The organism is Micromonospora sp. DT201, assembly GCF_049841575.1.
Lineage (GTDB): Bacteria > Actinomycetota > Actinomycetes > Mycobacteriales > Micromonosporaceae > Micromonospora.
This window is the reverse complement of record NZ_JBNCKP010000010.1, coordinates 208,817-231,075: the sequence shown is the minus strand read 5'-3', so window position 1 is coordinate 231,075 and position 22,259 is coordinate 208,817. Positions and strand designations below refer to the sequence as shown.

12 protein-coding genes and 1 pseudogene are annotated in these 22,259 nt (G+C 70.1%); 7 read left to right on the top strand and 6 right to left on the bottom strand.

What is annotated here, in order from left to right; genetic code table 11:
* Both ACLQ28_RS18940 and ACLQ28_RS18935 read right to left on the bottom strand, forming a co-directional pair.
* Positions 1 to 251: pseudogene (locus tag ACLQ28_RS18940) on the bottom strand (C39 family peptidase); the annotation flags it as partial.
* 1,189 nt (positions 252 to 1,440) lie between these two features.
* The gene (locus ACLQ28_RS18935; RefSeq protein WP_425687609.1) at positions 1,441 to 1,629 is read right to left on the bottom strand and encodes a hypothetical protein; all 189 of its coding nucleotides are present in this window, start codon (positions 1,627 to 1,629) and stop codon (positions 1,441 to 1,443) included.
* A gap of 19 nt (positions 1,630 to 1,648) precedes the next feature.
* Between ACLQ28_RS18935 and ACLQ28_RS18930 the strand changes: the two genes are divergently transcribed.
* The 4 genes from ACLQ28_RS18930 to pulA all read left to right on the top strand — a co-directional run bounded on the left by ACLQ28_RS18930 (position 1,649) and on the right by pulA (position 9,700).
* Entirely contained in the window at positions 1,649 to 2,413 is a 765-nt protein-coding gene (locus ACLQ28_RS18930) for a hypothetical protein (RefSeq protein ID WP_425687593.1), read from the top strand.
* 142 nt (positions 2,414 to 2,555) lie between these two features.
* On the top strand, positions 2,556 to 3,236 hold the full coding sequence (locus ACLQ28_RS18925) for a hypothetical protein (RefSeq protein WP_425687592.1): 681 nt from the start codon (positions 2,556 to 2,558) through the stop codon (positions 3,234 to 3,236).
* A 100-nt stretch (positions 3,237 to 3,336) separates the two neighbouring features.
* A complete protein-coding gene (locus ACLQ28_RS18920; protein ID WP_425687591.1) occupies positions 3,337 to 4,044 on the top strand; it encodes a cellulose binding domain-containing protein in 708 nt (235 codons plus the stop codon).
* A gap of 121 nt (positions 4,045 to 4,165) precedes the next feature.
* Positions 4,166 to 9,700 (top strand): pullulanase-type alpha-1,6-glucosidase, encoded by a 5,535-nt coding sequence (pulA, locus tag ACLQ28_RS18915; RefSeq protein ID WP_425687590.1) that lies wholly within the window; start codon positions 4,166 to 4,168, stop codon positions 9,698 to 9,700.
* Between the two features lie 79 nt (positions 9,701 to 9,779).
* Here pulA and ACLQ28_RS18910 read toward each other — a convergent pair whose 3' ends face one another.
* The 3 genes from ACLQ28_RS18910 to ACLQ28_RS18900 form a co-directional block, all read right to left on the bottom strand.
* Complete coding sequence (locus ACLQ28_RS18910; RefSeq protein ID WP_425687589.1) at positions 9,780 to 11,414, bottom strand: hypothetical protein; 1,635 nt, start codon at positions 11,412 to 11,414, stop codon at positions 9,780 to 9,782.
* A gap of 305 nt (positions 11,415 to 11,719) precedes the next feature.
* Complete coding sequence (locus tag ACLQ28_RS18905) at positions 11,720 to 13,906, bottom strand: hypothetical protein (RefSeq protein ID WP_425687588.1); 2,187 nt, start codon at positions 13,904 to 13,906, stop codon at positions 11,720 to 11,722.
* A gap of 986 nt (positions 13,907 to 14,892) precedes the next feature.
* Positions 14,893 to 16,374, bottom strand: a complete 1,482-nt coding sequence (locus ACLQ28_RS18900) for an aminopeptidase P family protein (protein ID WP_425687587.1) — start codon at positions 16,372 to 16,374, stop codon at positions 14,893 to 14,895.
* A gap of 128 nt (positions 16,375 to 16,502) precedes the next feature.
* Between ACLQ28_RS18900 and asnB the strand changes: the two genes are divergently transcribed.
* A complete protein-coding gene (asnB, locus tag ACLQ28_RS18895) occupies positions 16,503 to 18,464 on the top strand; it encodes an asparagine synthase (glutamine-hydrolyzing) (protein ID WP_425687586.1) in 1,962 nt (653 codons plus the stop codon).
* Positions 18,465 to 18,544: 80 nt separating this feature from the next.
* Here the strand turns inward: asnB and ACLQ28_RS18890 are convergent, their stop codons facing one another.
* A complete protein-coding gene (locus ACLQ28_RS18890) occupies positions 18,545 to 19,684 on the bottom strand; it encodes a lytic polysaccharide monooxygenase (protein WP_425687585.1) in 1,140 nt (379 codons plus the stop codon).
* A 355-nt stretch (positions 19,685 to 20,039) separates the two neighbouring features.
* Here ACLQ28_RS18890 and ACLQ28_RS18885 point away from each other — a divergent pair, with 355 nt between their 5' ends.
* Positions 20,040 to 21,191, top strand: coding sequence for an XdhC family protein (locus ACLQ28_RS18885; RefSeq protein WP_425687584.1), 1,152 nt, complete (start codon positions 20,040 to 20,042; stop codon positions 21,189 to 21,191).
* Between the two features lie 116 nt (positions 21,192 to 21,307).
* The gene (locus ACLQ28_RS18880) at positions 21,308 to 22,243 is read left to right on the top strand and encodes a carbohydrate kinase family protein (protein WP_425687583.1); all 936 of its coding nucleotides are present in this window, start codon (positions 21,308 to 21,310) and stop codon (positions 22,241 to 22,243) included.
* Positions 22,244 to 22,259: the final 16 nt, after the last annotated feature.

Sequence of the window (22,259 nt, the reverse complement as noted above, 5' to 3'; positions counted from 1 at the left end):
ATGTTGATGTCCTTGCCCTGCACGGACAGGGCGTTACGGGTTGCGGCGGGGCCGCAGTCGTAGAAGTTCGGCTGGGCTTGGTAGCGGACGTTGAGTTCCCGGTCGCTGGAGGCCTTGCGATCGGTCTGGGTTTGCGAGGCGGGCTTGGCGTCGGCGGCGTAGGCGGTGGTGATGGGGCCGGCGATAGCGCCGCCGGTGAAGGCGAGTCCAGCGGCGGTGAGGGCGGTCTTACGGATCAGATCGGTACGCATGATGGCGTGCTCCTCTGCATTTAACGGGGGGTGTGCAGCAGGCACGGGGGTGCGGCTGCGTGACGCTTGAAGGGGGCCCGGCAGCCCCGCAACAAGGGGGGCCGGCATCGGGTGTGACCAGGGGTGGTGCAACGGTCCGGGGCGGCGGGTGATTCCACCGAGTTCCCGGGGGTCGGCCTGCCGTTTCGGCGGCCAGGGTGTGTAACCGTGGCGGGCCGGCGGGTGTTCCCGGCCCTCGGCGCTTACGGAGGGATGTAACCGTGCCGACCTGGTGGGTGTTCCCGGCGCCTCGCGGCTACCCGGGGTTATGCCCCGACCTGGCGAATGTGCTCGGTGGCTCGCGGCTACCGGGGGTGTAACCGTGCCGGCCGGACGGGTGTTCCCGGCGCCTCGCGGCTGCCCGGGGTAACGCCCCGACCTGGCGAATGTTCTCGGTGGCTCGCGGCTACCGGGGATGTAACCGAGCGGGCCGGCGGGTGTTCCCGGCTGGGCTCCCGCCCACCTGAGCTGGGAGCTGCCGCGAAGCCCGAGGGCTGGGGCGGCATGCCAGGTATAACGACCCCCGCCGGCCCCCGATTCCACGACCACGATGACCCCGACCACGGAACGAAATCCCCCATACGGAACAAACCGACCCCACGCCGGCCTCGAGTATCGGGCGGTGGGTGTTGATCGACTCCATATCGGCGACATGGCGGTATCCGGCGCCGGGGATAGCCCCACATCGGCGACATGGAGTCGATCACGTCCTGAAGCGCCCCGTAGACGACGCTCGGCCGGGTCTTGAGGAGTTGACCGCCCGGCCGACAGCACGGCAAAACCGGACAAAAATGCCCACAGCGCCCAACAGTCGGCCCGGCTCGCCCGGGTCGACACCCTCGCACCGCCTCCGCAACCACACTCGGGACCTGAGCACCCAGCACAGCGGGCACCGCTCACCAGCACCGCTCACGGGCACCGCTCACGGGCCTGGGCCTGGCACGCCAACTCACGACCACGCTCAATCCAGGAAACAGGGCCCTCAACCACGAACGAGGCAACTACAACCAGGATCAAGCACGATCAGGCGAGCCGGACGTGCGCAGGGCCTACTGGCGCTCGACCTGGGTGCGGCCCACAACAAGCCACCGACCATCGGGCAGACCCGGGCGACCGTAGAGGGTCCACGGGGGAGCGTCGGGGCGGATGGTCAGGCGCGGTCGGTGGGCTTTGCTGCGTCGCCAGCCTGGGCGTGCCGTTCCAGCAGCCGCTGTCGGATCTCCTCCGGGGTGTACGCGCGCCGGCGCCGTTCAGCTCGCGCGATGACCACGCCGGAGGCCGCGACGCCGGCGAGGCCGGCCAGCCCGAGGACCTTCCACCACCGCATTCGTTGCCGCATCGGCCTAGGCTAGACCCTCATGAGCATCAGCCTGGATGAGGCCGTCGAGTTGACCCGCACCGGCGACGTGTGGGTGTTCCGGGGTCGCAGCGTGCCGGACCGGGCAATCCAGTTCACCACCAACAGCCCGGTCAACCACGTGGGGATGGCGGTGGTGCTGGACGACATGCCGCCGTTGATGTGGCACGCGGAGCTGGGCAGGTCGTTGCCGGATCTGTGGTCGGGCACCCATCAGCGCGGCGTCCAACTACACGATCTGCGGGACGCGGTCTGCGTCTGGGCCAACCGGTACGGCCAACGGGCTTGGTTGCGGCAGCTCGACCCGCCGGCCGACGGGGAGATGGAGCGGGCGGTGCTGAGCACGATCGCGCGGTTGGATGGCACGCCGTTCCCGTCGACGGCCCAGTTGGCGTGGCGCTGGGTGCGTGGTCGGGTGCCGGCGCTGCCTCGCCCCGGTCGGTCGGCGCCCGGGTCGGGATCTACGCCGGCACCCGGGTCGGGACCTACGCCGGCACCCGGGTCGGGACCTACGCCGGGACCTACGCCGGCACCTCGGTCGACCTCGGAGACCCCGGCTGCTTCTACTGGGGAGCGGGACCGAGGGCTGGAGACGGCGTACTGCGCCGAGGTGGTGGCGGTGACCTACGAGGCGATGGGGTTGTTGCCGGCGGGTCGGCGTCCGAACTGGTACGACCCGGGGCGCTTCTGGAGCGGAGACGACCTGGGTCTGGCTGCCGATGCCCGGCTGGGTTCCGAGATCGAGGTGCGGGTGCCGCAGCGTTGAGGGTGTGCCCGGCCGGGACGTCCGCTGGATCGAGCCGTTTTCCGTGGTGCGTCGGCCGGTTGGCCCGATCCGTACCCGCATGGTTTCTGGTCGGTGCGGTGCTGGCTACGCTGTCGCGTCGGTGGGGACGAGGGGAGACCTGATGGCGGTGCGGCCGGACGGTGCGGCAGGGTCGCGGGCGGCTCGGGTGTTGGCATCGGCGCCGTGGGTCGTGGTGCTGCTCGGTGTGGGTGCGTTGGTGGTGCTCCTGGTGATCGCGTTGCTGTCGTTCCGGACCAGGGAGCGGGAGGCCGCGCCGCAGGCGGCGCCTCCGGTGTTCCTGCCGACTGTGCCGGCCGCCGCGTCGGCCACCGGTGGGCCGACTCCGGCTGGCGTGCAACGGCGGTCGGTGTCGCCACGGCCGTCGCCCAGCAGCCGGGCGCCGTCGCCGCGCGTCACCGTGAGTAGCTCGCCGACGCCGGGGCGGACGAGCGTCCCGGTGGTGCCGACGGTGCCGGCCGACGACACGGTCACGGCCCGGTACGAGGTCGGTACGAACGGCTGGAACGGGGACGCGGCGGTGCTGTCCATCGCGAACGAGTCGAGTCGGTCGGTGGACTGGCTGGTGGAGTTGGCGTTCGACGACGACATGTGGGCTCTGCGGGTCTCTGACGACTCGGAAATCTCGGTGCGGGGGCGTGGGAACGGCGAGTTCGTGTTGCGCGGTACCCGTTCGTTGGAGGCGGGTGACTCCAGGACGCTGCGGTTGCGTCTTGGCCGGGGTGAGTCGGCGAAGCGGCCGCTCCGGTGCAGGATCAACGGGGTTGACTGTCGGCTTGGTTGAGCTGGAGTCGGGTCGGTTGCGCGGTGAGGGTGTGGTGTCGGCGCTTCCGGCCCTGGCCGCCGATCGTTAGGCTGCCCGGACGGTCCGCTGAGGGAGGTTCATGTCCGGCATGCGTCGTGGCCCGCGACTGCCGCACGGTCCGGCCGCGATCGCGTCGTCGCCCTGGATCGTGGTGGGCGCTGGTGTCGTGGTGATGGTGGTGCTGCTCTTCGTGGCCCTGGGCGCGTACCGGGGGCGTAGTCCTGTGCCGGAGGGCGCGCCGATGCCGCCGGCGTTGCCGTTGCCCTCGGCGGTTGCTGCGCCGAGCGCACCCGAGCCGGTGTCGGCTTCGGCTTCGGCGCCGGCCCCGGTGCTGCCGGGGTTGTCTGGGCGTGCGAGTGGGTTGCCGCCGAGCGCTGCGGCTGGGTCGCGGTCACCATCGGTGGGTCCGTCTGTGGGCCCGACCGGTAAGCCGACGGTGACGCCGTCGCCGAGCCGGGCTCTGCAGGGGCGGCCGGCGGTGAGTGGGCGGTACCGGGTGGTGCAGAGCTTCGACGGCGGTTTCATCGGCGAGGTGTCGATGGTCAACGCGTCGGCCGAGAGCCGTGGTTGGACGGTCGGGTTGGAGTTCTCCGGTGGGCGGTTGGTGACCGCCTGGGTGGAGGGCGTTCCACAGGGGACGGTTCGCCAGGCCGGGAGCGGCTTCACGTACGTCAGTGGGGTGGACGTGCGGCCTGGTGGTTCGGTGTCGTTGCGGTTCCACATGGAGCGGGCTTCCAGTACTCCACGGGCGTGCACTGTCGACGGGGTGCGCTGCAGCGGTCTCTGACCTGGACGAGCACGGCGCTTCCGCAAGGTTGCTGCTTTGTTGCGACCGTGTTTGCAAGGTATTGCAGAATGTTTCGGCAAGGGTTAGCGTGCGGCCAATCAGCGACCAGAGGAAGGCGTCGATGAAACCCCCGCCGATACCGCGCACCGCCCTGCTGGCCCTCGTCTCCCTGCTCACTCTCACGCTCGTCGGCACTCCGGTCGCCGCGCATCCCGCCGCCGCTGCGGCTTCCCGGTCGCCCGGCACTGCCCCCCTCGCCGCCGGCGGCGCCGCGCAGTGGCGCGATGAACCCACCGCTGAGGCGCTGCTGAAGGCGGGCGGCAACTCCGCGCGGGCCGAGCAGTTCTACTTCGTCCTGCCGGACCGGTTCGCCAACGGTGACCCCCGCAATGACCGGGGCGGCCTCTCCGGTGACCGTCTGCGAACCGGGCTCGACGCCACCGACAAGGGCTTCTACCACGGTGGCGACCTCAAGGGCGTCATCGACAAGCTGGACTACATCCAGGGCATGGGCACCACGGCCATCTGGCTCGCCCCGGTTTTCAAGAACCGGCCGGTGCAGGGCGCCGGGGACGACATCTCGGCCGGCTACCACGGCTACTGGATCACCGACTTCACCCAGGTGGACCCGCACTTCGGCACCAACGAGGAGATGAAGAGGCTGGTTTCGCTCGCTCACCAGCGCGGCATCAAGATCTACCTCGATGTGATCGTCAACCACACCGCCGACGTCATCAAGTACGCCGAGGACCAGTACGCGTACGTGGACAAGGCGACCTCGCCCTACACCGACGAGCAGGGGCGGGCGTTCGAGGACCGCAACTACGCCGACGGCACCCGCGCGTTCCCGCGGGTCGACGGGGAGTCGTTCCCGTACACCCCGACGTTCGCCGACCCGAAGGACGCCACCGTCAAGGTCCCGGCCTGGCTGAACGACGCCACCATGTACCACAACCGGGGTGACTCGACCTTCGCCGGCGAGAACAGCGAGTACGGCGACTTCTTCGGTCTCGACGATCTGTGGACCGAGCGCCCCGAGGTGGTGCAGGGGCTGACCAAGGCGTACGGGGACTGGATCGGCGCGATCGGCGTCGACGGGTTCCGGTTGGACACCGTGAAGCACGTCAACATGGACTTCTGGCCGCAGTTCAGCCAGGGCATCGAGCGGGCCGCCGAGAAGGCCGGCAAGAAGGACTTCTTCATGTTCGGCGAGGTGTACAGCGCCGACCCGGAGATCAGCTCCAGCTACGTCCGGCAGGGCGGCCTGCCGGCCACCCTCGACTTCGCCTTCCAGGAGGCCGCGCGCGGGTACACCGCCGGCGCCGGCTCCGCGAAGGCGCTCGCCGACGTGTACGCCCGTGACGACCTCTACGCCGCCCGGGACACCGACGCCGGCCGGCTGACCACCTTCCTCGGCAACCACGACATGGGCCGGATCGGTTCGTTCGTCGCCGGTGGGGGCACCGACCCGGCCAGCCACCTGCGCCGCGACCAGCTCGGGCACCAGCTGATGTTCCTCACGCGCGGCCAGCCGGTCGTCTACTCGGGCGACGAGCAGGGCTTCACCGGCCCCGGCGGGGACAAGGACGCCCGGCAGGACATGTTCGCATCGAAGGTCGCCGACTACCTCGACGACGACCTGCTCGGCACCGACCGCACCCACGCCAGCGACCAGTTCGACACCAGCCACCCGCTGTACCGGACCATCGCCGAGCTGGGCCGGCTGCGCCAGGCGCACCCGGCGCTGCGCGACGGCGTGCAGGTCACCCGGTACGCCGCCGACGGTCCGGGCGTCTTCGCCGCCTCCCGGATCGCTCCCGCCGACCGCACCGAGTACGTGGTGGCGGTGAACAACGCCGACACCGCGCAGACTGTCACCGTGAACACCTGGTCGGCTGGCGCCACCTTCACCGGCATCTACGGCGGCTCGGATGACGAACAGGCCGGCGGAGCGCCCCGGGCCCGTTCGGACGCGAAGGCGGGTGCCGACGGGAAGCTGACCCTGACCGTGCCGCCGCTGTCGGCGGCGGTGTACCGGGCCGGCAACCCCATCGCACCGGCGGCCGACAAGCCGACCATCACCATCACCAGCCCGGCCCCGGACGCGCCGGTCGCCGCCCGGGCCGCGGTCACCGCCCAGGTGACCGGTGACCCCCTCGCTACCGTCGCCGTCGCCGCCCGGGTCGCGGGCGGCCGGTGGACGTTGCTGGGCAGCGCCGACCACGCGCCGTACACCGTGCAGCACGACCTGGTCGGCCTGGCCGGCGGCACCCGGATCGAGTACAAGGCGGTGGTCCGCGAAGGCCGGGGGCGTACCGCGACGGCCCGGTCCACCGCCATCGTGGGTACGCCGGCGCAGGGCAAGTCCCGGGAGTGGGCGGTGGTGCACTACCAACGCCCCGCCGGCGGGTACGACGACTGGGGGTTGTACGCCTGGGGTGACATCGACCCGGCGTACGTCACTGAGTTTCCCAAGGGGCAGCCGTTCTCCGGGGAGGACTCCTACGGCCGGTTCGCCTGGGTGAAACTCAAGCCGGGCGCGAAGTCGGTGGGCTTCCTCGTGGTCGACAAAAACGGCACCAAGGACGTCGCTCAGGACCGCAGCATCGACGTGACGTCCACCGGTGAGATCTGGCTCAAGCAGGGCGACCCGGCGATCTACCCGAGCCGACAGGCGGCCACCGGTGAACCGGACCCGCCTGCGGAGGAGGGCACCGCCGTGATCCACTACCGGCGGGCCGACGGCAACTACGACGGCTGGGGTCTGCACCTGTGGGACGGTGCGGCCAACCCGACCGAATGGTCCAGCCCGTTGAAGCCGACCTCGACCGACGCGTTCGGGGCGGTGTTCAGGGTGCCGTTGGCAGCCGGTGCCACCGGGCTGAACTACATCATCCACCAGGGCGACACCAAGGACCTGCCCGACGACCAGCGGCTCGACTTCGCCAGCGCGGGACGCGAGGTGTGGCTGCTCGCCGCCACGCCAGGCCGGTTGCTGCCGTCGACCGCGACGAGTGTCAGCGGGGACACCGACATCAGCAAGCAGAAGGCGCACTGGATCGACAGGTCCACCGTGGCGTGGCAGACTCCGCCGACCGACGGCAAGATGTATGCGCTGGTCGCCGCGCCCACCGGCGGGGTCAGTGTGGTCGACGGGGAGCTGACCGGGACGTACACCACGTTGCCGCTGCGGGCGCAGCGCAACGGGCTCACCGAGGAGCAGCGCGCCGCGTTCCCGCACCTGTGGTCGTACCGTAGCTTCGCCCTGGACCGGGCGGACCTTGCCAAGGTCCCGGCGGCGCTGCGGGGGCAGGTGCTGGTCACCGAACGCGACGCCGCGGGCGCCCTGCTCGCCGCGACCGGCGTGCAGATCCCCGGCGTGCTCGACGACGTGTACTCCCGGGCAACCGACGCGACCCTCGGGCCGACGTTCGCAGGCCGGACGCCGAGCGTCGCACTGTGGGCGCCGACCGCCCGGACGGTGACGCTGCAACTGTTCGACTCGCCCACCGCCCAGCCCAGGACGGTGCCGATGCGCCGCGACGACCACACCGGTGTCTGGTCGGCGCGCGGCAACGCCACCTGGGCTGGGAAGTACTACCGGTACGAGGTGCAGGCGTGGCAGCCTGCGACGCAGAAGATGGTCACCGCGTCGGTGACTGACCCGTACTCGGTGGCCCTGGCGGCGGACTCCACGCACAGCCAACTGATCGACCTGAACGACCCGGCGCTGGCCCCGGCGGGCTGGCGGACGATACGCAAACCGGCGCCGGTGCCCCCGGCGAAGGCGCAGATCACCGAGCTGTCGGTGCGGGACTTCTCCATCGCCGACGACACCGTGCCGGCCGAGCGGCGAGGGACGTTCCTCGCCTTCACCGACCCGAAGACCGCCGGCATGACCCACCTGAGGGCGCTCGGCGCCGCCGGTGTCACGCACCTGCACCTGCTGCCGGCGTTCGATTTCGCGACGATCCCGGAGAAGCGGGCCGACCAGCGTCAGCCGGCCTGCGACCTGGCGGCGCTCGCGCCGGACTCCGCGGAGCAGCAGAAGTGCGTGGCGGCGGTCGCCGACACCGACGGCTACAACTGGGGGTACGACCCGTTGCACTACACCGTGCCGGAGGGCGGCTACGCCGTCGACCCGGTCGGTGCGGCGCGGACCACCGAGTTCCGGCGGATGGTCGCCGGGGTGAACGACGCCGGCCTGCGGGTCGTCATGGACGTGGTCTACAACCACACGTCGGCGGCCGGCACCGACGCGAAGTCGGTGCTCGACCAGGTGGTGCCCGGCTACTACCACCGGCTGCTGGAGGACGGTACGGTGGCCAACTCCACCTGCTGCGCCAACACCGCGCCCGAGCACGCCATGATGGGCAAACTCGTCGTCGATTCGCTGGTCACCTGGGCCCGACAGTACAAGGTGGATGGCTTCCGGTTCGACCTCATGGGCCACCACCCGAAGGCGAACATCCTCGCCGTCCGCAGGGCCCTGGATCGGTTGACCGTCGCCCGCGACGGCGTGGACGGCAAGGCGATCCTGCTGTACGGCGAGGGCTGGAACTTCGGCGAGGTCGCCAATGACGCCCGGTTCGTGCAGGCCACCCAGGCCAACATGGCGGGCACCGGCATCGGCACGTTCAACGACCGGCTACGCGACGCGGTGCGCGGCGGTGGACCGTTCGACCCGAACCCGCGGGTGCAGGGATTCGCCTCCGGGCTGTACACCGACCCGAACGGTGACCCGGTCAACGGGTCACCGGCCGAGCAGAAGGCCCGGCTGCTGCACTCCCACGACCTGATCAAAGTGGGTCTGACCGGCAACCTGCGCGGGTACCGGTTCACCGACACCGCCGGACGGCAGGTCACCGGGGCTCAGGTGGACTACAACGGTTCCCCGGCCGGCTACACCGCGGCGCCGGGGGAGGCCGTCACCTACGCCGACGCGCACGACAACGAGATCCTGTACGACGCGCTGGCGTACAAGCTGCCGCAGGCCACCACAGCGGCCGACCGCTCTCGGATGCAGGTGCTGGCGTTGGGCACGGTGGTGCTCGGGCAGGGCACCGGGTTCGTCACCGCCGGCACCGAACGGCTGCGGTCGAAGTCGCTGGACCGCAACTCGTTCAACTCCGGTGACTGGTTCAACCAGATCCGCTGGGACTGTGCACAGGGCAACGGGTTCGGCGCCGGCCTGCCGCCCGCGCAGGACAACGAGGACAAGTGGTCGTACGCGTCGCCCCTGCTGGCGGACCCGGCGCTGGTGCCGGACTGCGCGGCCATCAACACCACCGACGCCCGGTACGCCGAGCTGCTGCGCATCCGGGCGTCGTCGCCGGTGTTCGGGCTGGCCACCGCCGAGCAGGTGCAGCAGCGGGTGGCATTCCCGCTGCCCGGGCCGCAGGAGACACCGGGTGTGCTGACCATGACCCTGGACGCCCGAGGGCTGGGCGGGGCGTGGAAGTCGGTGACCGTCGTCTTCAACGGCACCCCGCAGACGGCGAAGCAGACGCTGACCGGTCTGCGCGGGGCGGATGTGGCACTGCACCCGGTGCTTGTCGACTCGGCCGACCCGGTGCTGCGTACGGCCTCGTTCGACCGTCCGGCTGGCACGTTCACCGTGCCGGCGCGCAGCGTGGCGGTCTTCGTCCAGAAGTAGAACGTGAACCGGCCCCCTTCCGCGTCCTGCGGAAGGGGGCCGGTCTGTTGCGCTGCCGTGTGCTGTCACCCGTAGGTGATCAGGCGAAGCAGTTCTCGATGGTGCCGCCCGGGATGGCCAGGCAGTTCGTCGGGCGGTTCGCGGTGATCGCGGACTTGTCGTCCACGTTCACCTGCCCGAAGAAGCTGAAGACACCGCCCGGCTCGAAGGTGGAGAAGTTGTGGGCGACCTTCGTCGTCAACAGGTTGACCTCGCCGAAGGTGTTGAAGATGCCGCCGCCGACTCCGATCGGGCCCAGGGCCCGGTTGCCGACGACCTCGCTGTCGCGCAGCGTGGTGACGCTGCCGCGGTTGTAGAGCCCGCCGCCGAAGAAGCCGGCGGTGTTGTCCTTGATGCTGCTCTTCTCGAACGTGACCGCGCTGTCGAAGGCGATGGCCACACCGCCACCGACACCGGCGGTGCTGTTCTTCTCGATCGAGACGTTGTGCAGGTTCAGCTGGCTGTCCGCCGCCGCCAGACCACCGCCGGCGAGGACCGCGGTGTTCGAGACGAACTTGGTCTCGTACGCGGTGGTGTTGCCCTCGATGTCGAGGTAGCCACCGCCGAAGCCGAGCGTCTCGTTGTCGGTGATCTCGGCCTTCTTGAGCTCGACCGTGCCACCGTCGACGTCGTCGGCGAAGATCTCCGCGGCGCCGTTGGAGATACCGCCACCACCGATGACGGCGGTGTTGTCCGTGATCTTCGACTCCTCGACCTTGAGCAGGCCGGCGTTGAAGACACCACCGCCGAAGAAGAAGGCGGTGTTACGGGTGACGGTGCTGTGCCAGATCTTCGTGGTGCCGAAGTTGGCCACGCCACCGCCGTTGTTGCCTGACTGGTTGAGGACGACCTCGGACTCCAGGATCTCGGCGGTGCCGCCCGGCTGGACCAGGATGCCGGCGCCGTCGGTGTCTTCCGGGTACTCGACGAGCGGCGTGACGACGCCCGTCGGAGCCTTCGGCGTGACCTTCGGCGCGGCCTTCAGGCCCGCCTTCGGGTTGGCCTGCTGAGCGGTGAGCGCCTGGGCCAACGGCGTACCGGCCTTCACCTGCGCGGCGAGCGCCTCGGAGTCCGAGTACGCCGCCCAGACGGCTGCCGGCTCGACGCTGTTGTACCGATCGAGGGTCTGGCCACCCTTGATGGTCAGGCCCTCGATCGTGAGGTGACCGCCGGCGCCGACGTTGAGGATGCGGAAGTAGTCCGCCGTCGCTTCCCGGGAGATCGTCGTGTGCTCACCCTTGAGGGTGATGTGCTCGGTGATCACCGGGAGGCCGTTGCCCTGGTAGTCGTTGCGGGTCAGGTTGTAGGTGCAGCCCTTGGCCAGCTCCAGCACACCGCCGTGCTTGTTGTTGGCGAACACGATCGCCTGGATCAGCTTGTCGGTGTCGCAGGGCACCTCCTTCCCGCGCTCGTGGTCCTTGTCCTTGTCCTTGTCCCGGTCCTCGCCCTTGTCCTTGTCCCAGTCGCGTCCTTCGTCACCCCGCTGGTCGCCGTCCTTGCTGACCTGCGCGGTGTTCCAGTTCAGGCCGACCGCTCCGGCGCTGCCCGCGACGCCCACCGCCGCGAGACTGATCACGCCCGTCAAACCGGCCACGCCACTGGCGAGCCAGAGCTTGCGGCGGCGCTTGGCCGTCGCCCGCCCGGAGGCTTCGTTGTTCGTTAGGTAGTTGGACATCGGAGCTCTCTGCCCTCTCCTCGTACCAGACAGGGTCGCCGCCGTCAGACGGACGTCCCCTGCTACAAATCGGTTGTAGCTCCCAAAACCACCGTATGAGAAGGATCCTCGCCTCGCGGGCTTATCCGAAAGAACCCCGCATTAGGTTCATGTCCCGTCCGGAGGGGCCGGGACGCCCCGGCGGGCCCACTGCCGCCCAATGCGGCCGTCGACCCCTCTTGACCTGCCAAAACGGGTACGCCCCTCCGCGCCGTCGCCGGCTCGGAGGGGCGCACCCTCTATGTGGATCAGCCGCCCCGTTCCAGTCAGAAGCAACCGGGAACGTTCAGGCAGTTGGTGGGGCGGTTGGCGGACACCGCAGACTCGTCGTCCAATCTCACGAAGCTGAAGAGTCCGTTGGAGATGCCACCGGGCGGCAGGGTGGCGAAGTTGTACGTCACCTTCGTCCGGTGGAGGGTGATCTCGCCGCCGTCCGTGTTGTAGATGCCGCCGCCGCTGCCGGACGGGCCGACGGCCCGGTTGCCCGCCACCTCGCTGTCGCGCACCGTGGTGACGCTGTCGTCGTTGTAGAGACCGGCACCGAAGAACCCCGCGGTGTTGTCCTTGATCTTGCTGTTCTCGATCGTCGCGGCGCTGTCGAAGGCGACCGCCACGCCGCCGCCCACGCCGGCGGTGCTGTTCTTGACCACCGTGGCGCTCTTCAGCGTGAGCTGGCTGTCGGCCACCGCCACGCCGCCACCGGCGAGCACCGCGGTGTTGCCGCTGACCGTCGTCTCGTGCAACGTCGTGGTGCCCTCGACATCCAGGACGCCGCCGCCGAAGCCGAGCGTCTCGTTGTCAGTGATCTCGCTCTTGTAAACCCAGACCGAGCCGCCGTCGACGTCATCGGTGAAGACCTCGGCAGCGCCGTTGGAGATGCCGCCACCGCCGATGATCCCGGTGTTGTCCTTGATCTTCGACTCATCGACCTGGAGCACGCCGGCGTTGAAGATGCCGCCGCCGAAGAAGAAGGCGGTGTTGTGCGCCACCGTCGTCTTGCTGAGCTTGGTGCTGCCGAAATTGGCCAGCCCGCCGCCATTGCCACCGGACTGGTTGTAGAGCAACTCGCTGTCCAGGATCTCCGCGCGACCACCGGGCTGCACCAGCACCCCGGCGCCGTCGGTGAACCCGGGCTGCTCGACCAGTGGCACCACCGCCGGCCCGGCCGCAGCCGGCTTCGCCGCCATGACCACAGGCTTGGCCGCCGGCGTGGCGGCCTTGGTCGCTGCCGCCGGAGCCTTGGCCGCCGCCGCGGGCTTGGCTTCTGCTGCTGCCGCAGGTTTGGCCGCTGCTGCTGCGGGGTTGGTTTCCGCTGCTGCCGCAGGTTTGGCCGCTGCTGCTGCGGGGTTGGTTTCCGCTGCTGCCGCAGGTTTGACCGCTGCTGCTGCCGGCTTGGCTTCCGCTGCTGCCGCGGGCTTGGCTTCCGCCGCGGGTTTGGCTGCTGTCGCCGGGCCCGATTCGGGCACCGTGCCCGGCTTGCTCTGGGGTGCTGCCGTGACGTCCGGCTTGGCACCCGTGCCGGTTGCGGTGGAGCGGACCAGGGCCGAGTACGGCGCCCAGACCGTCGCCGCGTCGGCGGTCATCGCTGGCCGGAGGGTCTGGCCACCCTTGATGCTCAGGCCCTTCAGGGTGAGGTGCCCGCCGGGGCCGACGTTGAGGATCCGGAAGTAGTCGGCCGTGGCGTCGCGACCGATGGTGGTGTGCTCGCCCTTGAGCGTGATCCGCTCGGTGATTACCGGCAGGCCGTTGCCCTGGTAGTCGTTGCGGGTCAGGTTGTAGGTGCAACCCTTCGCCAGCTCCAGCACACCGCCGTGCTTGTTGTTGACGAACACGATCGCCTGGATCAGCTGGTCGGTGTCGCAGGGGACCTGCTTCGTACGGTCCTTCTCGTCGTCCTTGTTGTCCTTGTCGCCCTTGCCGTTGTTCTTGTCATCCTTGTCGGACCGGTCGTCGAAGCCGCTCCAGTCGTCGCCGCTCCACTCGTCTTCCGCGTCGCCGTCCTTCTTGGCGCCGTCGTCCGCGCCACCGGCGTCGCTGACGTTCTGTTGATTGGTCGACGGCTGCGCGTCGGACGCCCGGTTGGAGCTGGGCTTGTCGTCCCGGGCAGCCACGCCGCCGAGGGCCGCCAGGCCGACCACACCGGTCAGCCCGGCGACGCCGGCGACCCATAGCGCCCGCCGTCGTCGTGTCGGCGGAGCTGCCGAGGCCCCGCCGTCGGTACTCGTTACGTCGTTGGACATCAGAGCCTTCCGCCCTTTCCTGCTACCAGACGGGGTCGCATCGCCCGAGGCGCCACGACCAGCTACAAATGGGTTGCAGCCTCTGATCCCCACCGTATGAGAACCATCTTCGCGATGCGGACTTATCCGAGATAACCACGCATTCGACTCAGCCCAGCTTAGGGAGGGCAACCGGTGCGGGTCGGCGGAAAGAGGTGTGAGCAGCACAAACACCGACGGATGGCGTGCGTCCGAGCCGCGCCGGCTGGGCTGAGATGTCGCCGGCGGGCGCTTGAGCTTGGCGAGTAGGGCCGGGGTGTCGCCGGCCGGCGCTTGAGTTTGGCGAGTAGGGCCGGGGTGTCGCCGGCCGGCGCTTAGGCTTCGCCACTCGAGTTCGGCCGGCCGGCCGGTCGGTGGGTGGCGTGCGGCGGAGTCTCCCCATCGGGCTGGTGAGCCGACCGGCGGGTGGCGCGTGTGCTGGGGTCTCGCGAGTCGGGTTGGGGTGTTGGCCGGTGGGTGGCGCGTGTGCTGGTGTCTCGCGAGTCGGGTTGGGGTGTTGGCCGGTGGGTGGCGCGTGTGCTGGGGTCTCGCGAGCCGGGTTCGGGTGTTGACCGGGCGGTGCAGCCTCGCGAGGCCGCCGGACAAATGGCCCAAATGGGCGGGGAGTGGCCTTGGCCCCGATGCGCCGGGGGATGATCCACTCCAGGTCGCCGACATGGGGGTATCCAGGCGGGGTGATGCCCCAACATCGCCGACATGGTGTCGATCATCGTGGTGCCGAATCGGCCAACGCGACGAAACTGGACAAAGGGCATGCACAGGTTCGGCTCTCAGGGGCCTGCATGTCCCGTCGCGGCTCGGGCGGTCGTAAGTAGGGAGGATCCGGTCTGCCGGTTCCGCGTGTCCCCTCGAACCAGATCGCTCACACCGGGGACGGGCCGGTTCGCGGGGCGCACGGGTTCACGAGCCCGCGCCGGCTTACGAGCCCGCGCCGGCTTACGAGCCCGCGCCGGCTTACGAGCCCGCGCCGGCTTACGAGCCCGCGCCGGCTTGTGGGGTCGCGCCGGCTTGTGGGGTCGCGCCGGCTTACCGGTCCGCACGGCTTGCGGGAGCCGCGCAGCTCACGGCGTTGTCGAAGGGCGTGCGGCCGGCAAGGTCCTGGTCGACGTCGCAGCACGCCTGACCAGGGCCTCGCCGGCCGCACTCGCCGGTCGTCAGTGTCAGCCGGGCAGGCGGGGGCCCGCCTCACGCTGCTCGGCCAGCCAGGTCTCCACCTCGTCGGAGGTACGCGGCAGTCCGGCCGACAGGTTCACCGCCCCGGTCGCGGTGACCAGCACGTCGTCCTCGATCCGGATGCCGACGCCACGCAGCTCGGCGGGGACCAGCTCGTCCTCCGGCTGGAAATACAGACCCGGCTCGACGGTGAGCACGTAACCCTCTCCCAGCGCGCCGTCGCGGTACGTCTCCTTGCGCGCGTTCGAGCAGTCGTGCACGTCGATGCCGAGCATGTGGCCGAAGCCGTGCAGCGTCCAGCGCCGGTAGACAGTCGACTTGTCGTCCATCGCCTCGTCCACGCTCACCGGCAGCAGACCCAGGTCGGCCAGCCCTTCGGCGAGCACCCGCATGCAGGTCAGGTGGACGTCCTTGAACTTCACACCCGGCCGGATGGCCTCGATGCCGGCCTGCTGTGAGGCGTACACGATGTCGTAGACCTGGCGCTGCAGGGCGGTGAACCGGCCGCTCACCGGCACCACCCGCGTCACGTCGGCGGTGTAGAGGTTTCGGCCCTCGACACCCATGTCCATGAGCAGCAGGTCACCCGGTCGGGTGGCACCGTGGTTGTGCACCCAGTGCAGGATCGTGGCGTGCTCGCCGGCACCGACGATCGAGCTGTACCCGACGTCGTTGCCGTCGTGTCGGGCCCGCAGCGCGAAGACACCCTCCAGCAGCCGCTCCGAGACGGCGCGGTCCGCCGGCAGGATCCGGGCCACGTCCTCGAAGCCGCGTACGGTGGCGTCGATCGCGTCCTGGAGTTGGCCGATCTCCCACTCGTCCTTGACCAGCTTCATCTCGGAGATGGCGATCGCCAACTCCCGGTCCCGGGCCGGCTGCCCATCGGCGCGGGCACCGTCGTACGGGCGGACGGCCGCGTCGACCTGGGCGTCGAACCCGCGAAGCACCCGGGTACGCCCCGGTGCCAGGTCGGCGAGCGTCGCCTCCAGGCCGGTCAGGTCGGCGGTGGGCAGACCCAGCTCGGTCGACTTCTCACTGAGCGTGTGCCGCCGGCCCACCCACAGCTCGCCGTTACGGCTGCGGAAGAACTCGTCGGTCTCCCGGGACGAGCGGGGCCGCATGTACAGCATTGCGTCGTGCCCTGAGCCGTTTGGGCGCAGCACCAGCACGCTGTCGGCGTCGTGGTCGCCGGTCAGGTAGGCGAAGTCGCTGCCCGGCCGGAACGGGTAGTCGGTGTCGTTGGCCCGGACCTTCTCGGTGCCGGTGGGGATCACCAGCGTCTCGCCGGGGAACGCCGCCGAGAGCGCCGCCCGCCGCTTGGCGTAGTTGGGCGTCTCCGGTCGGGGCGACACGGGGAGCGCGGTGTCGCGCCAGCCCTGCCGCATGAACGACAGGAACGCCTCCGGAAAGTCCGGATCGTGCGATTCCGTGCCGTCTGTCGGCGTACCGTCGGTTTGTCCCTCGGTCATTGCGCCGCTCCCTCCGCTTCGTTGCCGATCCCGACGGTACCGCGCGCCCGGTTCGCGGTGACGCCCCCGGCGGGCGGATCGACGGACGGCTGCGACGGGCCGACAGCGCGCGTGGGAAGATGACCACCATGTGCGGACTTCTGGCCTTCTTCAGCGCGAACGGCAACGCCGCCGCGCACCGCGACCACATCGCCGGAGCGTTGGAATGCCTGCACCACCGCGGCCCCGACGAGACCGGGGTCGAGGTGGTCGGCGACGCCTCCGGCCGGTACGCGGACGGCGTGTTCGCCCACAAGCGGCTGGCCATCATCGACGTCGCGTCGAGCCACGAGCCGCTGCCCTACGCGAACGGTCGTTACCTGCTCACCTTCAACGGTGAGATCTACAACTACATCGAGTTGCGCGAGGAGTTGATCAGGGACTTCGGTGCCCAGTTCGCGACCGCCGGTGACGGTGAGGTGATTGTCGCGGGCTACCACTTCTGGGGTGAGCAGGTGCTCACCCGGCTGCGGGGCATGTTCGCCTTCGTCATCTGGGACCGGCGGGAGCGGCGCGCGTTCGGTGCCCGCGACTACTTCGGCATCAAGCCGATGCACTACCTGGAGACCGCCGACGGCCTATACCTGGCGTCGGAGAAGAAGGCGCTGCTGCCGTTCGCGCACAGCAGCTACCAGGGCGACGCGGGTGTCGACACGGCCAATCTCAGCCACTACCTGACCCTGCAGTACGTCCCCGAGCCCGGGACGTTGCACAAGGGCATCAGCCGGATCGGCTCCGGGGAGTACCTGAACTGGACCCCGGGCGGGCGGATCGACGTACGCCGGTGGTATCGGCCGGTGTTCCGGCCGGCGCCGGTCGACGACGAGCAGAAGCTGTACCACGAGATCCGGGAGACGCTGCGGGAGAGCGTGCGGATGCACATGCGCTCCGATGTGCCGGTCGGCTCGTTCCTGTCCAGCGGCATCGACTCCACCGCGGTGGTCGCGTTGGCCCGGGAGTTCAACCCGAACATCCTCACGTTCACCGTGGGTTACGACGTCCCGGGTTATTCGGAGATCGACGTCGCCCAGGAGTCGGCCCGGCATCTGGATGTCACCACGATCCCCACCAAGATCGGTCCGCAGGACATGATCGACGCGCTGCCGAAGATCGTCTGGCATCTGGACGACCCGGTGGCCGACCCGGCGCTGGTGCCGCTCTACTTCGTGGCCAAGAAGGCCGCCGAGCATGTGACGGTGGTGCTCTCCGGCGAGGGCGCCGACGAGTTCTTCGGTGGCTACACGATCTATCGGGAGCCGCTGTCGCTGGGGACCGTCAACGGTCTGCCCGGCGGGGTGCAGAAGGGCCTGCGCGCGGTCTCCAAGGCGATCCCGCAGGGGGTCAAGGGCAAGAGCTTCCTGGAGCGCGGCACCACCCCGATCGAGGAGCGCTACTACGGCAACGCGCGGATGTTCACCGAGGAGGAGAAGCAGCACCTGATGCGGCGCTACGACCCCTCGGTGCGCTACACCGACGTCACCGCCCCGATCTACGCCGAGTGCACGGAGCTGGACGACGTCACCAAGATGCAGTACGTCGACCTCTACACGTGGCTGCGGGGCGACATCCTGGTCAAGGCCGACCGGATCTCGATGTCGCACTCACTGGAGGTGCGGGTGCCGTTCCTCGACCGTGCCGTCTTCGACGTCGCGGCGAAGATCCCGGTCGACCTGAAGCTGCCGCCGCGCTCCGACGCCACGAAGTACGCGATGCGTCAGGCGTTGCAGGGTGTCGTGCCGCCGGCGATCGTCAACCGCAAGAAGCTGGGCTTCCCGACCCCCACCCGGGTCTGGCTGCGCGGCGAGATGTACGAGTGGGCCCGGCACGTGCTGAGCACCTCGGGTGCGGGTGACCTGCTCGACCTGTCGTACGCGCTGCGGCTGCTCGATGAGCACAAGCGGGAGGAGGCCGACCACTCCCGCAAGGTGTGGACGGTGCTGATCTTCTGCATCTGGCACGCCATCTTCGTGGCCAAGACCCTCGACCCGGGCATCCAGCGCAACCAGTCCGCCCTGCTTACGAAGCCGGTGGTCGGCAGCATGGTCCGCTGACCCCAGCCCCACCCTGTTGATCAAGAGGTTTGCGTCATCCGGAGCTGTTCCGGTGACGCAAACCTCTTGATCAACTAGTGTTAGCGGCGGGCGCAGGTCACCGTGGGGAGGCCGTTCGTTCCTGTGGTGCTCGCTAGGAAGCCGAACGTTGTGGTGCCTTCCGGTGTGACAGTGCCGTTGTAGGCGACGTTGGTCGCCGTCACCGACGATCCGGACGACGTTTGTGTGGCCCCCCAGATCTGACTGATCGACTGCCCGTTGGGCCAGGCCCAACTCGCGGTCCAGCCGGAGAACGGCGTACTGCCGTGGTTCATGATCATGACTTCGCCCTGGAAGCCGCCTTGCCAGGCGCTGACCACCTTGTAGACCGCCATGCAGTCACCGCCGGACGGCGGCGGGGTGGTGCTCGGCGGCGGGGTGGTGGACGGGGGCGGAGTGGTCGGCCCCGGCGTCGAGTACGTCGGGGTGGGCGTCGGGGAGGTCGGGGTCGCGGTGGGACCCGGCGTCGAGCCGCCCGGACCAACCCCGGTCACCTGGCCGTTGCCGCCGTCGAAGGTCACGTCGGAGCAGCCGAAGAAGTTCTCCTGCGAGTCCGCGCGCACCCAGCGGGAGTAGATGATGTGCCGGCCGCTCTTGCCCGACGGCAGGTTGCCGCTGAAGTAGTAGTGCCCGTCGTTGGTGCCGACGGCACCACGTTGCGGCGGGTTGGTCACCGTGAGGAACGGCTGCTCGAGGTCACTCCAGGCCAGCGCGCGAGTCGGGCTCCAGCTGTCCTTGGTCACGTAGAAGTAGAACGTGCCCGGGTGGTGCGCCCAGTTGCTGTACCGGAAGTCCAACCGCGCCCCGGAGGTCAGGTGGGTCAACGGCCAGTCGGTGCGGGGCAGGTCGTAGCCGCGGTAACCGGTGTTGCCGCCGCTGCACAGTTGCCCGTCGGGGATGAAGCCGGTGGTCCGGCCGCCGGCGTCGGAGCGCAGCACACTGAACCAGTTGTAGAGCGAGTTCGCGCCGCTCTGCGCCACCGCGGCGGAGCACGCGGGGTTGTTCGGCCTGATCTCACCGGTCTGACTCAGACCGTCCTGCCAGCACAGGTAGGTACGGCTGCCCGGGGTCATCGCCGCACCGTGTGCGGCGGCCGGCTTGGGACTGGACGTCAGGGCGACAGCGCCCAGCGCGAGGGTCACGGCCGCGATGAGCAACGCGGCCGTACGGGAACGGTTCACGGGTTCTCCTGACTCGCGAGGCGCGCTGGATGAGCCGCCTCGCCGCAATCGGGTGGGGTGTGGCCTGGTCGCCCCGCTGTCGTGCGCGGCGCGACGATCACGGCGACGTGCTCCGGCGGGAGATCGGCCGGTGGACGTGCGCCATCGACGGTCCTGTCCTGGACCGGTGCCCTCGCGCCCAATGAACCCGGCAACCGGCGACGCGACAGCCCTCGCACCGCCCGGTATGCGTCATCCCACCATGCCGCGTGGCCTCCCCGCAATAGTCGTTCCTCGATACATGTGAAGACCCGCTGGTTGACGGTGGACGCCATATCCTGCGTACGGGGATGACGGAACGGAGAGGCGGCAGCCGGTGCCGGACGTATTCGACGAGGTGCACCGCCGTTGCCGCGCTGGGGAGCCGGTCGCACTGGCCACCGTCGTGGCGACCTGGCAGTCCGCGCCGCAGCCGCCCGGCGCGACCATGGTGGTCGCGGCCGACGGCACGGTCACCGGCAGCGTCTCCGGCGGTTGCGTCGAGGCGGATCTCTACGAACGGTCCCGCCGCGTGCTCGACACCGGCGCACCCGAGCTCATCCGGTACGGGATCAGCGACGACGACGCGTACTCCGTGGGTCTGACCTGCGGTGGGATCCTCGACGTGTTCGTGGAGCGCGTCGACGCCAGCGCCCTGCCAGCGCTGGACGCGGTCGCCGCCGCCCGGCGGGACGGCCAACCAGCGGCCGTGGTCACCTGCGTGGCGGCCAATGCCGGTGACCTACCGGCCGCGGCGCCGGCTGACCCGGCCCAGCGGCTGGGTCGGCGGCTGGTGCTGACCGGCCGGCGGTCGATCGGCTCGCTCGGCGACGACCGACTCGACGACGCCGTGAGCGTCGACGCCCTCGGGCTGCTCGCCGCCGGCCACAGTGGGGTGCTCCGGTACGGATACCACGGGCAGCGCCGAGGCGGCGGCATCAGCCTCTTCGTGACCGCGTACGCCACCCCACCCCGGATGATCGTTTTCGGGGCGATCGACTTCGCCGCCGCGGTGGCCCGGATCGGCGCGTTCCTCGGCTACCGGGTCACCGTCTGCGACGCCCGGCCGGTCTTCACCACCGCACGGCGCTTTCCCGAGGCGGACGAGGTGGTGGTGCAGTGGCCGCACCGCTACCTGCGGACGGAGCTGGAAGCCGGCCGGGTCGACGGGCGGACGGTGGTGTGCGTGCTCACCCACGACCCGAAGTTCGACGTGCCGTTGCTGGAGTTGGCGCTGCGCCACCCGCTGGCGTACGTCGGTGCGATGGGCTCACGGCGCACCCACGACGAGCGGCACAAGTTGCTGCGCGAGGCGGGGCTCAGTGCGGCGCAACTCGCCCGGCTCGCCTCCCCGATCGGGTTGGATCTCGGTGGGCGTACACCGGAGGAGACCGCGGTGAGTGTGGCCGCGCAGATCGTCGCGGCCCGCTGGGGCGGCAGCGGCCACCCGCTGGCGGCACTCGACGGGCCGATCCACCAGCCGGGGTAACGCGCGTCGTTGCACCGCCTTCCGTGCCCACCGGGCCGCGCGCTGTGCCAGCCTGGTGCCACGGCGATCGGCTCGGCGTGCGGCGGCCGGTGGTGGTTGGCGACGAGAGGATCGGCATGGGATACGCGGTGGTGCTCGGCGAGGCGCTCGTCGACCTGCTCGACAGTGAGCGCGACGGGGAGCGGGTCTACCGGCAGGCGATCGGCGGCGGGCCGCTCAACGTCGCCGTCGGGGTTGCCCGACTCGGCGGTGCGGCACAGTTCGTCGGCTCACTCGGCGACGACGTGCTGGGCGGCCGGATCCGCGCCTTCCTGACCTCAGCCGACGTCGGGGTGGCCGGCGCGGTCACCGTGCCCGCGCCAACCACGCTCGCGGTGGTCACGTACGCCGGGCCGGAACCCGACTTCCGCTTCTACGGCGAGCCGGCCTCCTACGGCCTGCTCGGCCCCGACGACCTGGATCTCGCGCTGCTGGAGGGCGCCGACGTGCTCTACTGCGGCTCGATCGTGCTGCTCCAACCCGGCACGCTGGCCGCGGCCCGACGTGCCTGGTCACTCGCCACCGGTCTGCGGGTCTTCGACCCGAACGTGCGTCCCCGGCTGCTGAGCGGGTCGGCCGCGCTGGCAGGGCTGCGCGAGGTGGTGGCCGAGTTCGCCGCAGGCGCGCACGTGGTCAAGCTGAGCGCCGCCGACGCGGGGCTGCTCTACCCGGGTGAACCGGTCGAAGGTGTGGCGGCGTACCTGCGCGAGCTGGGGGCCGCCACGGTGGTCGTGACGCTCGGCGCGGCCGGTGCGGTGGTGGCCGCGGCCGACGCCGACCCGGTCCGGGTGCCGGCCCCGAAGGTCAACGCGATCGATGCCACCGGTGCCGGCGACTCGGTGATGGCCGCGCTCATCGCCGACCTGCTGCGAGACGGCGAACCGGCCGACCCGGGAGGCTGGGTCGAGCGGGTGGCGTTCGCGCTGCGAGTGGCGGGTCTGGTCTGCGAGTCCCCGGGCGGCGCCACCGCCATGCCCACCCGCGCCGAAGTAAAACGCCGCTTCCCAACCTGACACCCCTCCCACGCCC

Coding starts and splice junctions, on each gene's coding strand:
- ACLQ28_RS18935 (WP_425687609.1), bottom strand. CDS start 1,629: ATGCGGCAACGAATGCGGTGGTGGAAGGTCCTCGGGCTGGCCGGCCTC.
- ACLQ28_RS18930 (WP_425687593.1), top strand. CDS start 1,649: ATGAGCATCAGCCTGGATGAGGCCGTCGAGTTGACCCGCACCGGCGAC.
- ACLQ28_RS18925 (WP_425687592.1), top strand. CDS start 2,556: ATGGCGGTGCGGCCGGACGGTGCGGCAGGGTCGCGGGCGGCTCGGGTG.
- ACLQ28_RS18920 (WP_425687591.1), top strand. CDS start 3,337: ATGTCCGGCATGCGTCGTGGCCCGCGACTGCCGCACGGTCCGGCCGCG.
- pulA (WP_425687590.1), top strand. CDS start 4,166: ATGAAACCCCCGCCGATACCGCGCACCGCCCTGCTGGCCCTCGTCTCC.
- ACLQ28_RS18910 (WP_425687589.1), bottom strand. CDS start 11,414: ATGTCCAACTACCTAACGAACAACGAAGCCTCCGGGCGGGCGACGGCC.
- ACLQ28_RS18900 (WP_425687587.1), bottom strand. CDS start 16,374: ATGACCGAGGGACAAACCGACGGTACGCCGACAGACGGCACGGAATCG.
- asnB (WP_425687586.1), top strand. CDS start 16,503: ATGTGCGGACTTCTGGCCTTCTTCAGCGCGAACGGCAACGCCGCCGCG.
- ACLQ28_RS18880 (WP_425687583.1), top strand. CDS start 21,308: ATGGGATACGCGGTGGTGCTCGGCGAGGCGCTCGTCGACCTGCTCGAC.